Genomic DNA, 15,409 nt, shown 5'->3' with positions numbered 1-15,409 from the left:
TTGCGCAACGGGCGCGCGGATCAGTAGCCACGATAGTAGTAATGCGGGGCGGGGTAGGCCGGATAGTAGTAATGCGGCGTGTAATAGGCCGGGGCCGGGCGGTAATAGGCCGGCCGGGCGGGAACCACGACACATCCGGTCAAGGCGCTGGTCATCGCCAGCATCAGCAACAGGCTCTTCTTCATCTTGCAACTCCTGCCGAGCGCCAGGCGCGGCTTGCGCCCTGGTTGCGCTCGTAAGGATTAGGCCACAGGGTTTTGCCTGGAGTTCTGGACTGTAATCATTCCGAAACAGCTTTCGGGTGACGGATGTTTGCGTTCTCGTGACCGTCGATGTCGTTCGTATCAAGATGGTGGGCCCCCACGCTGCGCACGCTTTGCGTGCTTGCTGCCCCCCGAGGGGGCTGCGCCGCCTTGGGGCGGCCCGGCGGCGGCGCGGCTATTTTTGCGAGGAGCCGCAAAACAGTCTGCTCTTCAAGGCATGCGTTGCGATGCAAAGTAGTGGCCGCTTGAACGCACTTGCTGCGTTTGCTTGGTGCCCGAGGGGAGCAGCCCGGCGGCGGCGCGGCTATTTTTGCGAGGAGCCGCAAAACAGTCTGCTCTTCAAGGCGTGCGCTGCGATGCAAAGTAGTGGCCGCTCGAACGCACTTGCTGCGTTTGCTTGCTGAGAATCTTTACGCCGCGTATTTCGGCGTTTGGCAAAAAATAGGGGCCGCCTGAGCGACCCCTATCCGATGCTAGCCGTGTGTGGCGGGCGTTAGTTCCAGCGGCCTCCGTTGCCGGCGAGGCTGAAACGGCCGGCGCCCATGAAGGCGATGGCCAGGCCGGTGAAGAGGAACATGCCTTGCAATTCCAGCGCCCAGCCGCCGTTGTTGGTCAGGCTGCTGAGCTGGCCGGTGTGGGCCAGCATGATGGCGACGACCATATTGATGGCGATCAGCAGGCCGCCGAGGCGGGTGTAGATGCCGACGATGATCAGGACGGGGGCGAGGATTTCGCCGACGTACGCGCCATAGGCCAGGAAGCCGGGCAAACCGTGCGAGGACAGCATGCCGCTGATGCCGCCGACGCCGCCGCCGGTCAGTTTGAACAGGCCGTGCAGGAGTATCAGAATGCCTAGGGTCAGGCGCAAGATCAGTTTGCCGGTGTCGTCGGACTTGATCATGGTGGTTCTCTTCTATTGGTTGAAAGGGACGGCGGGCGTTGGAGCGCGTTGCGAGCCTTTGGTTCCACGTCCGGCGCTCCCGCCAGGCGGGGATGCGAACCGGGGACGGGCCGGGCCATTATTGCAAAACCCGATCAAAATCATCAAGCATTTGTCGTGGCCTCGCGACGCTTTTCAACAAATGCTTACCTGCCGGCGATGCGCTCAGAATTCTTCCAGGAAGCGCATGCGGAAGCGGCGGCCCTTGATGTTGCTGTTGGACAGGCGGGAGAACGCCTGCTTGGCGATCTGGCGGTCCAGCGCCACATAGGACACGAATTCGGAAATATTGATCTTGCCGACCTGCTCGAACGCCAGGCCGCCATCGCCCGTCAGGGCGCCCAGCAGGTCGCCGGGACGCAACTTGTCTTTCTTGCCGCCCTGGATGCACAGGGTGATCATCGGCGCGCGCAGCGGGCGGTCCGCCTTGGGCCGCAGCGATTTGATGTCTCCCCAGACGAGGGGCGAGCCCTGGTATTGCTCGATCAAATTGGCCCAGCGCATTTCGTCGGGCGAGCACAGGCTGAGCGCCAGGCCTTTCTGTTCGCCGCGGCCGCTGCGGCCGACGCGGTGCACGTGGACTTCGGTGTCCTTGGTCACGTCCACGTTGATGACGGCGCCCAGGTTCTGGATGTCCAGGCCGCGCGCGGCCACGTCGGTGGCGACCAGCACGGCGCAGCTCTGGTTGGCGAACTGGATCAGGATTTCGTCGCGCTCGCGCTGTTCCAGGTCGCCGTTGAGGGCCTGGGCGCTGATGCCCTCGGCCTGCAGGCGTTCGACCAGGTCGTGGCTGCGCACCTTGGTATTGCAGAACGCCAGCGTGGACGCCGGGCGGAAGTGCGCCAGCAGGCGGGCCACTGCGTCGAGCCGGTCGCGGTCGTCGATCTCGTAGAAGATCTGTTCGATGCGGCTGGCATCATGCTGCGCCTCGACCTTGACCTCGGCGGGATTGCGCAGAAAGCGGGCGGCGAGCTTGCGGATGTTGTCGGGGTAGGTGGCCGAGAACAACAGCGTCTGGCGCTTGGCGGGGCAATGCGAGGCGATGGCGACGATGTCGTCGTAGAAGCCCATGTCCACCATCCGGTCGGCTTCGTCGAGCACCAGGGTGTTCAGGCCGGCCAGATCCAGGTTGCCGCGCGCCAGGTGGTCCTGGATGCGGCCGGGCGTGCCGACCACGATATGCGCGCCGCGAGCCAGGGATTCGGCCTGCGGGCGCGTGGCGGCGCCGCCGCACAGCGTCAGTATTTTGATGTTGGGGATCTGGCGCGCCAGCCGGCGCAGCTCCTGGGCGACCTGGTCAGCCAGTTCGCGGGTGGGACAGAGCACCAGGGACTGGGGCGCCAGCCAGGGCGGATTGACCTTCTGCAGCACACCCAGCCCGAAGGCCGCGGTCTTGCCGCTGCCGGTCTTGGCCTGCGCGATGAGGTCGCGGCCTTCCAGGATCAGCGGCAGGCTTTGCGCCTGGATGGGCGTCATCTGTTCGAAGCCCAGGCTTTGCAGGTTGGAGAGCAGGGCGGGCGCGAGGGGCAGGGAGGAAAAGGCGGTGTTCGTCACGTCGAGGGGCGCCAGGAAAGGGCGCCTGTAGGGAAATCAACCGAGAGTGTAAGGCCTGCCGGCCGCGGAGCGCTCAGGGTTCGTCCGGCCCGCGCGCCTCGGATTGTGGCTGGTAGGTGCGGGCGAGCTTGCGGGCGGCCTCCTGCATGCGCGGCAGCCAGGCGCGCGCGCCCTCGATGGACAGCCGGGCCACGGGCGCGTGCAGCGCCACGGCCGCGATGGCGCGCGAACCGTGCAGGATGGGCACCGCCATGCATACGATGCCCAGCAGGAACTCCTCGCGGTCGAAACTGGCGCCTTCCTTCTTGATGGCGCGCAGTTCGCGTTCCAGCGCGGCCACGTCGCACAGCGTGTTGGGTGTGTAGCGGGGCAGCGGCGCGGCGGCGAGCAGGCGCTCGCGCGCTTCTCGCCGCATGTGGGCCAGGAACAGCTTGCCGCTGGCCGAGCAATGCAGGGGGACGCGGGAGCCGGATTGCAGGTTGACGCGCAGCGGCCAGGCGGTCTCGACCCGGTCCAGGTAGATGACCTCGTCTCCGTCCAGCATGGTGCAGTTGCAGGTTTCGCCGATTTCATCGACCAGGCTGTCCAGGATGCGATGGCGTTCGCCCCGCAACGGTGAATTCAGCAGGGTGTCGCGGGCCAGGGCGCTGAGCCGCGGGCCGCTGACGTAGCTCTTGCCGGCGGGTTCGCGCAGCAACATGCCCGCGTCGACCAGCCGCGACAGGATGCGCAGGACGGAAGGCTTGGGCAGGCCCGTGACGTCGGTGAGCGCAGCCAGCGACACCGGGTGCCCGGCCCGGGCGACCTGTTCCAGCAGGGCCAGCGCGCGCAGCGCGGCGGAGGATTCGTCTTTCATCTTTCAATAATTGAAGATTCAGCGGCGAGAGCCCTATCCTCGCACGGATTTTGCAGAAAATGAAACGCCATGGGGTGGGATCGGCGCGCGTTCTGCTGCAGTATCGGATCACACCGGCCAATATGCAATCCGGCACGCGCCGGCCTGCCAGGAGAGAGACCATGAGCAGCAAGCAACACATGACCCCCAGCGAAGCGTTCGTCGAAACGCTGGTCGCCCAGGGCGTCAAGGACGTATTCGGCATCGTCGGTTCGGCCTTCATGGACGCGCTGGACCTGTTTCCGGCGGCGGGCATCCGCTTCGTGCCGACGGTGCACGAGCAGGGCGCCGCGCACATGGCCGACGGCTATTCCCGCGTGACCGGCCGCCACGGCGTCTGCATCGCGCAGAACGGGCCTGGCATCACCAATTTCGTGACGGGCGTGGCCGCCGCCTATTGGGCGCACAGCCCGGTCGTGGCCATCACCCCCGAGACCGGCACCTCGGGCATGGGCCTGGGCGGCTTCCAGGAAACCGAGCAGTTGCCGATCTTCTCGCGCATCACCAAGTACCAGGCGCACGTGAACCGCCCGGACCGCATGGCCGAATTCACCGCCAAGGCCTTCGACAACGCCCTGGCGGAACGCGGGCCGACGCAGCTGAACATCCCGCGCGACTATTTCTACGGCGAGATCGACGTGGCCATTCCCGAGCCGCGCCGGGTGCGCCGCGGCCCGGGCGCCGAAGAGGACCTGGAGGCGGCGGCGGCGCTGCTGGCCCAGGCCAAGTTCCCGGTCATCGTCGCGGGCGGCGGCGTGTTGTTCTCGGACGGGCAGGCCGAATGCGTGGCGCTGGCGGAGTTGCTGGGCGCGCCGGTGGTGACCAGCTATCTGCACAACGACGCCTTCCCGGCCAGCCATCCGCTCTGGTGCGGTCCGCTGGGCTACCAGGGCGCCAAGGCGGGCATGACGCTGCTGTCGCAGGCCGACGTGGTGCTGGCGTTGGGCACGCGGCTGGGGCCTTTCGGCACCTTGCCGCAGCACGGGCTGGATTACTGGCCCCAGGGCGCGCGCATCATCCAGGTGGACGCGGACCATCGCATGCTGGGACTGGTGCGCCCGATATCGGTGGGCATCTGCGGCGACGCCAAGCCCGCCGCCGCCGCCCTGGCCGCCAGGCTGCAGGGGCGGGAGGTGGCTTGCGCGCGCACCAAGGCGGCGCGCGGCGAACAGATCGCCGCGCAGAAGGCGGAGTGGGAAAAGGAGCTGGACAGCTGGTCGCACGAGCGCGACGACTGGAGCCTGGACATCATCGAGCATGGCGGCGGCCGCATGCATCCGCGCCGCATGTTGCGCGAACTCGAACGCGCCATGCCCAGGCACGTAATGGTGTCCACGGACATCGGCAACATCTGCTCGGTGTCCAACAGCTATCTGCGCTTCGAAGAGCCGAATTCGATGCTGGCCGCGATGAGTTTCGGCAATTGCGGCTACGCCTTGCCGGCGCTGATCGGCGCCAAGCTGGGGCGGCCCGACAGGCCGGCCGTGGCCTACGTGGGCGATGGCGCCTGGTGCATGAGCTTCCAGGAGCTGCTGACCTGCGTGCGCGAACAGATCCCGGTCACCGCCGTGGTGTTCCACAACGGCCAGTGGGGCGCCGAGAAGAAGAACCAGGTGGATTTCTACGGGCGCCGCTTCGTCGGCAGCGACCTGAAGAACCCGAACTTCTCCGAGCTGGCGCGCGCCATGGGCGCCGAAGGCATACGAGTGGAGCACGCCGATCAGGTGGGCGCTGCGTTGCAGGCCGCCTGCAAGGCGCAGTCCGAGGGCAAGACCACCGTGCTGGAGATGATGGTCAGCCAGGAACTCGGCGACCCGTTCCGACGTGATGCCCTGAAGCAGCCGGTGCGCTTCCTGGACAAGTACAAGCCGTACGTGAACCAGCCGTTTGCGCCGGGCGAAGTGCCGCTGCCGATCGATCCCATCCGGGGCTGATCGAGACGCGCCCGGCGCGGCGCCGTCCGCGCCGGGTTTCTCCCGCTTGGCTCCGCGGATCGTCCGCGGCAGGAGCACGGAAGCATGGAAAGCGATCGATTGTTCGAGCCGCTGCGCAGCGCTGCGCTATCGGCGGGACGCCTGCGCACGGCGGTGGCCTATCCGCTGTGCCCCACGAGCCTCGGCGCCGCGGTCCAGGCGCGCGACGCCGGCTATATCGAGCCGGTGCTGGTAGGGCCCGCAAGCCGGTTGCGGCCCCTGATGGCGGAGATGGGCCTGGCCACGGGCGAACTGGAGGTGGTCGATACGCCGGACGACGAAAAGCAGGCGGCCTGCGCGGCCGCCGCGCTCGCGCGCGACGGCGCCGTGCGCATGCTCATGAAGGGCAGCCTGCACACCGACCATTTCATGTCGGCCGTGGTGGCGCGCGATGCCGGATTGCGCACCGAAAGGCGCATCAGCCATGCCTTCGTGATGGCGGTCGCGGCCTATCCCAAGCTGTTCATCCTGACCGATGCGGCCGTCAACATCGCGCCCACCCTGCCGGAGAAGGCGGATATCGCGCAGAACGCCATCGACCTCGCGCGCGCCCTGGGCGTGGAGCGGCCCAAGCTCGCGGTGCTGTGCGCCACCGAGTCGGTCAACCCGTCGATGCCGGCGACGCTGGACGCGGCGGCCCTCTCGAAGATGGCCGACCGGCATCAGATCCAGGGCGGCGAGATCGACGGCCCGCTGGCCTTCGACAACGCCATCTCGCGCGCGGCCGCCGACCAGAAGGGCATCGTGTCGAGCGTGGCCGGGGATGCGGACATCCTGCTCGTGCCGGACATCGAGGCCGGCAACATGCTCTACAAGGAGCTGACCTGGCTGGCGGGCGCGGGCACCGCGGGGCTGGTGCTGGGAACGCGCGTGCCGGTGCTGCTGACGAGCCGTTCCGACGCCATGTCGGCCCGCGTGAACAGCTGCGCGGTGGCCGCCCTGTACGCGCGCGCGCTCGCCGGCTGACCCCCATGCGTCCGATATCGAGCCTGGCTCCAAAAAGTCTGGCGGTTTGGTACTAAGCCCGGACCCGCAGGCTGGCTACGCTACCTGCAAGACCATCCCGTTGAATGGTTCGTGAGACAGAACATAAAGGGGTTGAACATGCGCAGCGCAAAAAAATGCTTGACCACGATGCTGGCCGTGCTGGCCATGGCCGGCGGCGCCATGGCGGCGGAAACGCCCAAGCCGGGAGGCACGCTGGTTATCGGTTCGACGCAAGTGCCGCGGCACCTGAACGGCGCGGTGCAGTCGGGCACGGCGACCGCCTTGCCCAGCGCGCAGCTGTTCGCCAGCCCGCTGCGCTACGACGCCGACTGGAAGCCGCAACCCTACCTGGCGCAGTCCTGGGAGCTCGCGCCCGACGGCAAGTCGCTGACGCTGCACCTGCGCAAGGACGCGCTGTTCCACGACGGCAAGCCCGTGACGTCGGCGGACGTGGCGTTCTCGGTCATGGCGGTCAAGAAGAACCATCCGTTCCAGACCATGTTCGCGCCGGTGGAGGCCGTCGATACGCCGGATCCCTATACGGCCGTGCTGCGCATGAGCAAGCCGCACCCGGCGATTCTGCTGGCCTTGTCGCCGGCCTTGATGCCCGTGCTGCCCAAGCACATCTATGACGACGGCCAGGACCTGAAGACGCACCCCCGCAACTCGGCCAACGTGGTCGGCTCGGGCCCGTTCGTGTTCAAGGAGTTCAAGCCCGGCCAGGAGATCGTTCTCGAGAAGTTCGACAAGTTCTTCCTGCCGGGCAAGCCCTACCTGGACCGGATCGTCGTGAAGATCAACCCGGACGCCACCAATCTGCTCATCGGGCTGGAACGCGGAGACATCGCGGCCTTGCCGTTCATGACCGAGCCGACCATCCTGCGGCGCGCCAAGGACAATCCGGCGATCGCGATGACCAGCAAGGGCTATGAAGGCATCGGGGCGCTGAGCTGGCTGGCCTTCAATACCGCGCGCAAGCCGTTGAACGACGTGCGGGTGCGCCAGGCCATCGCGTACGCGGTCGACAAGGGCTTCATCACCAAGGCGCTGAACGCGGGCTTCGCCAAGCCGGCCGACGGCCCCATCATCGGCACGAGCCCGTTCGCGGCGCAGGACGTCAAGAAGTATCCGCTGGACCTGAAGAAGTCCGAGCAGTTGCTGGACGAGGCCGGCTTCAAGAAGAACGACAAGGGCGAGCGCATGTCGCTCACCGTGGACTACATGCCGGGGTCCGACGTGCAGGGCAAGAACGTGGCGGAGTACCTGCGCAGCCAGCTGAAGAAGGTGGGAATCGCCGTGCAGGTGCGCGCGTCGCCGGATTTCCCGACCTGGGCCAAGCGCATCGCCAGCCATGATTTCGACATGACCACCGACATCGTCTTCAACTGGGGCGATCCCGTCATCGGCGTGCACCGCACCTATCTGTCCAGCAACATCCGCGACATCATCTGGACCAATACGCAGTCCTACTCCAATCCGAAGGTCGACACGCTGCTGGAGCAGGCCGGCACCGAGACCGACGCCGACAAGCGCCGCGCGCTGTACGGCGAATTCCAGCGGATCGTCACCGAGGACCTGCCCATCGACTTCCTGACCGTCATTCCGTACCACACCCTGACGTCCAAGAAGGTGCACGCCTTGCCCGCGGGGATCTGGGGCGTCATGTCGCCGATGGACGAGACCTACCTGCAGTAGGAGGCCGCCATGACGCGCTATCTCTTGCGCCGCCTGGCCTACGCGCTGGTGCTGCTGCTGGCCGTGGTGACGCTGAACTTCCTGCTGATTCACATTTCGCCGGGGGACCCCGTCGAGACGATCGCCGGTTCGATGGGAGGCATCAGCGAGGAGCTGCGCGCGCAACTGCGCACGCAGTACGGCCTGGACAAGCCCTTCCTGGTGCAGCTGGGCATGTACCTGTCCCAGGTGCTGCGCGGCGACCTGGGCTATTCCTATTTTTTCAACGTGTCGGTGGCCCAGTTGATCTGGGAACGCGTGCCGGCCACGCTGCTGCTGGTGGTGACGTCGGTGCTGGGCGCCTTCCTGGTCGGCACGCTGCTGGGCACGCTGGCCGCGCGCAAGCCCAACGGGCCGCTGTCGCAAGGCATCACGCTGCTGTCGGTGGTGGGGTATTCGGCGCCGGTGTTCTGGACGGGCATCATCCTGATCCTGCTGTTCGCCTCCGTCCTGCCGATCTTCCCGGTCTCGGACATGCGTTCCGCGGGGGGGCCGGAGGCCGGCTGGGCGGGCGTGCTGGACGTGCTGCACCATCTGGTGTTGCCGGCCTTCACGCTGGCATTCGTGTACCTGGCGCAATACAGCCGGCTGGCGCGCGCCAGCGTCATGGAGGCCCTGTCCGCCGACTACATCCGCACCGCGCGGGCCAAGGGGCTGTCGGAACGCTCGGTCCTGTACAAGCATGCGTTGCGCAACGGCGTCCTGCCGGTGGTGACCATGCTGGGCCTGCAGTTCGGCAACGTGCTGGCGGGCGCCATCCTGGTCGAGACGGTTTTCAACTGGCCGGGGCTGGGGCGGCTGGCATTCGATTCCGTGCTCAGGCGCGACTACCCCACGCTGTTGGGGATTCTGCTGTTCGCATCGCTGCTCGTGGTGGTGATGAACCAGCTCACCGATCTGGCCTACCGCCTGATCGATCCCAGGATCAAGACGACATGAGCCAAGTTCCTTCCGCCGTTCCCATCGCCGCGCCGACCGCCGCGGCGGCCCGGCCGCCGGCGCGGCAATCCTACGAGGCCCTGCGGGTGTTCGTGCGCAATCCCTCGGCGGTGGTCGGCGTGCTGCTGCTGGCGGCCGTGCTGGCCGTGACGGTCTTCGGGCCCATGCTGATGCAGGCGGATCCCTTCGAGATCGCGGGGGCGCCGATGACCCCGCCCGGAGAGGACGCGCTGCTGGGCACGGACTACCTGGGCCGCGACGTGCTGACCGGCATGGTCTATGGCGGACGCGCCACCTTGCTGGTGGGCGTGGTGGCGGCCGTGCTGTCCATGGCCATCGGCCTGACCGTGGGCGCGCTGGCGGGCTATTACGGCGGCTGGGTGGACGAAACCCTGATGCGCATCACCGAGTTCTTCCAGGTGCTCCCCACCTTGCTGTTCGCCATGGTGCTGGTAACGCTGTTCTCGCCTTCGCTGGCCACCATCGCGGTCGCTATTGGCGTGGTCAGCTGGACGGGGACGGCGCGGCTGGCCCGCGGCGAATTCCTGCGCCTGAAGCGACGCGAGTACGTGCTGGCCGAGAGGGTGATCGGCGCGGGCGACGCCCGCATCATCTGGCGCGTGATCCTGCCCAATGCGCTGGCGCCGCTGATCGTGTCGGCCACGCTGGCCATCGGCATGGCGATCCTGTTCGAGGCGGGCCTGTCGTTCCTGGGGCTGGGCGATCCGAACATCATGAGCTGGGGGCTGATGATAGGCAGCAACCGGCCCTACATCCTGACCGCCTGGTGGGCCGTCACGCTGCCGGGAGCCGCCATCTTCGTGACGGTGCTGGCGGTCAGCCTGATCGGCGACGGCCTGAACGACGCGCTCAATCCCAACTCGCGGGGGCGCTCATGAACGCGATGGAGCAGGTTCCCGTACTGGAAGTGGACCGCCTGAGCCTGGAATTCCGCGCGCGGGGGAGGGTGGCGGAGGTGCTGAGCGCGGTGAGCTTCGACCTGCGCCCGGGCGAAACGCTGTGCCTCGTGGGGGAATCCGGCTGCGGCAAGAGCATGACCGCGCTGGCCATCATGCGGCTGATTCCACCGCTGGGCCGCATCGGCGCCGGCAGCGTGCGCCTGCGCGGAGACAACCTGGCGGACCACGACGAAGCGGCCATGCGCCAGGTGCGGGGCAACAAGATCTCCATGATCTTCCAGGAGCCCATGACTGCGCTGAATCCGGTGTACACGGTGGGCGACCAGATCGCGGAGCCCCTGCGGCTGCACCAGGGCATGGGCAAGGCGCAGGCGCGTGAGCGCGCCATCGATATGCTGAAGTCCGTCGGCATACCCCTGCCGGAGAGGCGCGTGGACGACTATCCGCACCAGATGTCGGGCGGCATGCGGCAACGGGTGATGATCGCCATCGCGCTGGCCTGCGATCCCGACGTGCTCATCGCCGACGAGCCCACCACGGCGCTGGACGTCACCGTGCAGGCGCAGATCTTCGATCTGCTGCGCGAGCAGCAGGCGCGGCGCGGCACGGCCGTGCTGTTGATCACGCACGACATGGGCGCCGTGTCGGAAATGGCCGATCGCGTCGTGGTCATGTACGGCGGGCGGGTGGTGGAACAGGGCGGCGTGCGCGAGATCCTGGCGCATCCCCGCCATCCCTATACGCGCGGGCTGATCGCCTGCCTGCCCGAACTGGACCGCGAACCCAGCGACATCCGGCCGGACCTGCCGGAGATCCCCGGCGTGGTGCCTTCGGTCTGGGAGCGCGGCCTGGGCTGTCCGTTCCTGGAGCGCTGCGGCCAGGCGATGCCCCGCTGCCGCGATACCTTTCCGCCGCTGACCCGCGTGGGCGACGCGCAGGAAGTGGCCTGTTGGCTTTACCCGGAGGCGACGCCATGACGCAGCCGAATTCCCCCGCCTTGCTGTCGGTGCGGGACCTGGCCGTGCATTTCCCCATCGGCGGGCGCGGGCGCGACGGCAAGCCGGCGGTCGTCAAGGCCGTGGACGGCGTGTCGTTCGACCTGGAGCGCGGGCGCACGCTGGCTATCGTGGGAGAGTCCGGCTCGGGCAAGACCACCACCGCGCTTTCGGTGCTGCGCCTGGCCGACCCGACCGCGGGTTCCATCCATTTCGACGGCACGGACCTCACCGCGCTGCGCGGCGCGGACCTGCGCCGCATGCGGCGGCGCCTGCAACTGGTGTTCCAGGATCCGTACTCGTCGCTGAATCCGCGCCAGCGGGCGGGCGATATCGTGCGTTCGCCGCTGGACCTGATGGGCATCGATCCGCCCGGCGGCCGCGAGGCGCGCGTGGCGCGGATGTTCGAGCTGGTCGGATTGCGGCCCGAGCAGCGCCAGCTGTTCCCGCACCAGTTTTCCGGAGGGCAGCGGCAGCGCCTGAACGTCGCCCGGGCGCTGGCCAGCGCGCCCGACCTGATCGTGTGCGACGAACCGGTGTCCGCGCTGGACATCGCGATCCGGGCGCAGATCCTGAACCTGCTGCGCCGGATCCAGCGCGAGCAGGGACAGTCCTTCCTGTTCATTTCCCACGACATGGCCGTGGTCGAGCACATCTGCGACGACATCGCCGTCATGTACCTGGGCAAGATCATCGAGCAGACGTCGCGCCAAGCCTTCTTCTCGCGGCCGCTGCATCCCTATAGCGTGGCCCTGATGTCGGCGGTGCCGACGGTCAAGGGCGGGCGCGAGCTCGCCGCCCGGCGGGTGCGGCTGGCGGGCGACCCTCCGAGCCCGGTGGACCCGCCGCCGGGCTGCCGCTTCGCCGGTCGCTGCCCCGCCGCGCAGCAACTGTGCTCCACGCGCGAGCCCGCGCTGCGCGAAGCCGCGCCGGGCCACCGCGTGGCCTGCCACTTCGTCGAATCCCGCAATGGCGTCCCGGAGTCGCCGCTGCGGGCCTGAACCCGGATATCCAGAGGAGAGCCCGATGACCCAGCCAGCCACGACCATCTTCGCCGCGCGCAGCATCCTGACCATGAATCCGGCCCAGCCGCGGGCCACGCACGTCGCCGTGCGCGACGGCCGCATCCTGGGGGTGGGCAGCAAGGAATCGCTGGCCGGCTGGGGCCCCGCCGAGGTCGACGATCGCTACGCGGACAAGGTGCTCATGCCGGGCCTGGTGGAAGGGCACTGCCATCTGCCCGAGGGCGGCATGTGGAAGTTCGTCTATGTCGGTTTCTACGACCGGCGCGGGCCCGACGGCCGGCTCTGGGAGGGGCTGAAGAGCTTCGAGGCCGTCGCCGCCAGGCTGCGCGAGGCCGAAGGCGCCCTGGCGCCGGACGCGACGCTCATCGGCTGGGGCTTCGATCCGATCTTCTTCGATGGACGCAGAATGGATGTCCGCGACCTCGACGCCGTGTCCCCGCGCCGGCCGGTCGTGGTGATGCATGCCAGCATGCACCTGATGAACGTGAACACGCCGATGCTGGCCAAGGCCGGCATAGACCGCGACACCGACATCGAAGGCGTGACCCGGATGGAGAACGGGCAGCCCAGCGGAGAGCTCTGCGAATTCGCGGCCATGTTCCCGGTGTTGCGGTTGATCGGCAGTCCTTTCCGCACGGTGGGCGTGTCGGAAGAGGGCCTGCGCATGTTCGGGAAGGTGGCGACGTGGGCCGGCGTCACCACGGCCACGGACCTGGTCAACGAGCTGGGCGACGAGGGGCTGGCGGCGCTGGCCCGCGTGACCGCCGAGCCGGACTATCCCGTTCGCATCGTGCCGGCCGCCTCGGCCCTGACCTACGCCGGCGATCCGGGGCGTTGCCTGGCGAAGCTGGAAGAGGCGCGGCGGCTGAATCATGGCAAGCTGCATTTCGGGATGGTCAAGTTGGTCGTGGACGGGTCGATCCAGGGCTTCACGGCCAGGGTGCGCTGGCCCGGCTATTACAACGGGGCGCCCAACGGCATCTGGGTCATCGCGCCGGCGGAGCTGGACACGCTGGTCCAGACCTACCACGAAGCCGGCGTGCAGATGCACATCCATACGAATGGCGACGAGGCGACCCAACTGGCGATCGAGGCCGTGGACCGGGCCCTGCGGCGCAGTCCGCGGCGCGACCATCGCCACACGCTGCAGCACTGCCAGATGGCGGATGCGGCGCAATTCCGCCGCATGGCCGGCCTGGGCATGTGCGCGAACCTGTTCGCCAACCACATTTTCTACTGGGGCGATGCGCATCATGCGCTGACCATGGGGCCGGACCGCGCCAACCGCATGGACGCCTGCGCCACGGCAACGCGCGCGGGGGTGCCGTTTTCGATTCACTCGGATGCGCCGATCACCCCCCTGGGGCCGCTGTTCACCGCATGGTGCGCGGTGAACCGGCAGACCGCCAGCGGCAGGGTGCTGGGGGAGTCGGAGCGGATCGGCGTGGATGCCGCCCTGCACGCCGTGACCCTGGGCGCGGCCTATACGCTGCATATGGACCACCTGGTGGGTTCGATCGAAGTCGGCAAGTACGCGGACTTCTGCGTGCTGGAGGAAGACCCCCTGGCCGTGCCGGCGGACAAACTGAAGGACGTGCCGGTGGCGGGCACGGTCATCGGCGGCAGGCCCCTGGCGCTGCGGGAGGGCTGACATGGCATCGCAAGGCGGGGCGCCGGCGCGCATCGCGCTGACGGTGGTGGGCGGCTTCCTGGGCGCCGGCAAGACGACCTTGCTCAATCATGTGCTCGCCACGAGCCAGCGCCGCGCGGCGGTCCTGGTGAACGATTTCGGGCCGGTCGATATCGACGCCGGTCTGATCGCGCGGCGCGCGGATGACGTGATCCGGCTGGCCAACGGCTGCGTCTGCTGCTCGATGGCCGGCGGCCTGGACGATGCGCTGGCGCGCGTGCTGGCGCTGGACCCGTTGCCGGAATGGATCGTGATCGAGGCCAGCGGCGTTTCCGACCCGGCCCGCATCGCGCAGGTAGGCATGTCGGACCCATTGCTGCAGTTGGAAGGCGTAGTGGTCGTGGCCGACGCCGCGAACGTGCGTGCCCAGGCCGCGGATCCGTTGCTCGCCGATACGCTGGAGCGCCAGCTCCGCGCCGCCGATCTGCTCGTGCTCAACAAGACGGACCTGGCGCCGCCGCGGCAGCTCGCGGCGCTGCACGCTTGGCTCGACGACCTCACCCGGGGCGCGCCGCGCATCGAGGCCTGCGAAGGGCGGGTGGACCTGCGCTATCTGATGGGGGAGGCCGGGGCCGCGCATCACGAGCGCCACGGGCACCACGATTGCCGCGCGGCAGGTTGCGATCATGCCGGCCATCGGCTCGGGGAGCCGGACCACCCTTTCGAAAGCTGGCTGTGGCGCGCGCCGGCGGTGCTGAACGCCGACAGGCTGGCTGAACGGCTCAGGCAGACGCCGCGACAGCTGCTGCGCGCGAAGGGCTGGGTGCGCACGGACCGGCATGGTCTCGTGCTGGTGCAGCTGGCGGGGCGCCGGGTGCGTTACGACACGCAGGCGCGGCCGCCCGCCGGCATGGACGAGCCCGCGCTCGTGTTGATCGGCCTGCGCGGCGCCGTCGATCCGGACGCGGTGGCGGCGTGGCTCGCGCCCGCCGAGGCATAGCTGCGCGCGCGCATCGAACGGCCGTTCTGGTGCAAGCGATTTCCCGCTTCTGGTTCTAGACCCTGCCAGGCCGCTCACTTACCTTGGATCCTGAACGCTGGCGCATGTCGCGCCGGCTTCCACCGGAGGCACGCAATGCACAAGACCGTCACCGCGGACATGCTGGCCGAATTCGCGGCGGCCTGGAACCGCCACGACATCGAAGCCCTGATGTCTTTCATGAGCGACGACTGCGTATTCGAAACCGTGGGGGGACCCGAGCAATGGGGCACGCGGCACGCGGGGCCCGACGCCGTGCGCGCGGCCTTCGCGGCGGCCTGGGCGTCCTTTCCCGACGCGCAATGGCGCAACGGCAGGCACTGGGTGGCGGGAGACCGGGGCGTATCCGAATCCACGTTCACGGGCACCGCGGCGGACGGCTCGCGCGTGGAGGCGGACATGGTGGATGTGTTCACTTTCCATGACGGGAAGATCCGCGTGAAGAACGCATTCCGCAAGCAGCGGCCGGCCTTGCCGGCGCGGTCGTGACGCCCGCCGCGCACTGAGGAACCGGA

The 15,409-nt window shown here is 68.2% G+C and carries 14 protein-coding genes; 10 read left to right on the top strand and 4 right to left on the bottom strand.

Annotated elements, in window-relative coordinates; translation table 11 throughout:
• Nucleotides 1-20: 20 nt before the first annotated feature.
• From ACN6PJ_RS14875 to ACN6PJ_RS14860, 4 genes are all read right to left on the bottom strand, one after another.
• Nucleotides 21-185, bottom strand: a complete 165-nt coding sequence (locus ACN6PJ_RS14875; RefSeq protein ID WP_427996633.1) for a hypothetical protein — start codon at nucleotides 183-185, stop codon at nucleotides 21-23.
• A gap of 571 nt (nucleotides 186-756) precedes the next feature.
• Nucleotides 757-1,164 carry a DoxX family protein gene (locus ACN6PJ_RS14870; protein ID WP_427996632.1) on the bottom strand — a complete coding sequence of 136 codons (408 nt, stop codon included), beginning with the start codon at nucleotides 1,162-1,164 and terminating at the stop codon, nucleotides 757-759.
• Nucleotides 1,165-1,368: 204 nt separating this feature from the next.
• Nucleotides 1,369-2,757: an ATP-dependent RNA helicase DbpA gene (gene dbpA, locus ACN6PJ_RS14865; protein WP_427996631.1), complete on the bottom strand. Its 1,389-nt coding sequence runs from the start codon at nucleotides 2,755-2,757 to the stop codon at nucleotides 1,369-1,371.
• A gap of 73 nt (nucleotides 2,758-2,830) precedes the next feature.
• Nucleotides 2,831-3,613 carry an IclR family transcriptional regulator gene (locus ACN6PJ_RS14860; protein ID WP_427996630.1) on the bottom strand — a complete coding sequence of 261 codons (783 nt, stop codon included), beginning with the start codon at nucleotides 3,611-3,613 and terminating at the stop codon, nucleotides 2,831-2,833.
• A gap of 161 nt (nucleotides 3,614-3,774) precedes the next feature.
• Here ACN6PJ_RS14860 and xsc point away from each other — a divergent pair, with 161 nt between their 5' ends.
• From xsc to ACN6PJ_RS14810, 10 genes are all read left to right on the top strand, one after another.
• Nucleotides 3,775-5,586 carry a sulfoacetaldehyde acetyltransferase gene (xsc, locus tag ACN6PJ_RS14855; RefSeq protein ID WP_427996629.1) on the top strand — a complete coding sequence of 604 codons (1,812 nt, stop codon included), beginning with the start codon at nucleotides 3,775-3,777 and terminating at the stop codon, nucleotides 5,584-5,586.
• Nucleotides 5,587-5,670: 84 nt separating this feature from the next.
• Nucleotides 5,671-6,591: a bifunctional enoyl-CoA hydratase/phosphate acetyltransferase gene (locus ACN6PJ_RS14850; protein WP_427996628.1), complete on the top strand. Its 921-nt coding sequence runs from the start codon at nucleotides 5,671-5,673 to the stop codon at nucleotides 6,589-6,591.
• A gap of 138 nt (nucleotides 6,592-6,729) precedes the next feature.
• Nucleotides 6,730-8,307, top strand: a complete 1,578-nt coding sequence (locus ACN6PJ_RS14845) for an ABC transporter substrate-binding protein (protein WP_427996627.1) — start codon at nucleotides 6,730-6,732, stop codon at nucleotides 8,305-8,307.
• Between the two features lie 9 nt (nucleotides 8,308-8,316).
• A complete protein-coding gene (locus ACN6PJ_RS14840; protein ID WP_427996626.1) occupies nucleotides 8,317-9,285 on the top strand; it encodes an ABC transporter permease in 969 nt (322 codons plus the stop codon).
• Complete coding sequence (locus tag ACN6PJ_RS14835) at nucleotides 9,282-10,184, top strand: ABC transporter permease (RefSeq protein WP_427996625.1); 903 nt, start codon at nucleotides 9,282-9,284, stop codon at nucleotides 10,182-10,184. Before ACN6PJ_RS14840 ends, ACN6PJ_RS14835 begins: the two co-directional genes overlap by 4 nt.
• Nucleotides 10,181-11,182, top strand: coding sequence for an ABC transporter ATP-binding protein (locus tag ACN6PJ_RS14830; RefSeq protein WP_427996624.1), 1,002 nt, complete (start codon nucleotides 10,181-10,183; stop codon nucleotides 11,180-11,182). Before ACN6PJ_RS14835 ends, ACN6PJ_RS14830 begins: the two co-directional genes overlap by 4 nt.
• Nucleotides 11,179-12,201, top strand: coding sequence for an ABC transporter ATP-binding protein (locus ACN6PJ_RS14825; protein WP_427996623.1), 1,023 nt, complete (start codon nucleotides 11,179-11,181; stop codon nucleotides 12,199-12,201). The genes ACN6PJ_RS14830 and ACN6PJ_RS14825 overlap by 4 nt, the downstream gene beginning before the upstream one ends.
• 25 nt (nucleotides 12,202-12,226) lie before the next feature.
• Nucleotides 12,227-13,876: an amidohydrolase gene (locus ACN6PJ_RS14820; RefSeq protein ID WP_427996622.1), complete on the top strand. Its 1,650-nt coding sequence runs from the start codon at nucleotides 12,227-12,229 to the stop codon at nucleotides 13,874-13,876.
• Nucleotide 13,877: 1 nt separating this feature from the next.
• Nucleotides 13,878-14,855: a CobW family GTP-binding protein gene (locus ACN6PJ_RS14815; protein WP_427996621.1), complete on the top strand. Its 978-nt coding sequence runs from the start codon at nucleotides 13,878-13,880 to the stop codon at nucleotides 14,853-14,855.
• Between the two features lie 135 nt (nucleotides 14,856-14,990).
• The gene (locus tag ACN6PJ_RS14810; RefSeq protein ID WP_427996620.1) at nucleotides 14,991-15,383 is read left to right on the top strand and encodes a nuclear transport factor 2 family protein; all 393 of its coding nucleotides are present in this window, start codon (nucleotides 14,991-14,993) and stop codon (nucleotides 15,381-15,383) included.
• The last annotated feature ends 26 nt before the right edge of the window (nucleotides 15,384-15,409 follow it).

It is taken from the genome of Achromobacter sp., from assembly GCF_050285585.1.
Classification (GTDB): domain Bacteria; phylum Pseudomonadota; class Gammaproteobacteria; order Burkholderiales; family Burkholderiaceae_B; genus Achromobacter.
Note: the sequence above shows the minus strand (reverse complement) of the source record. Positions and strands in the feature narration are given on the sequence as shown.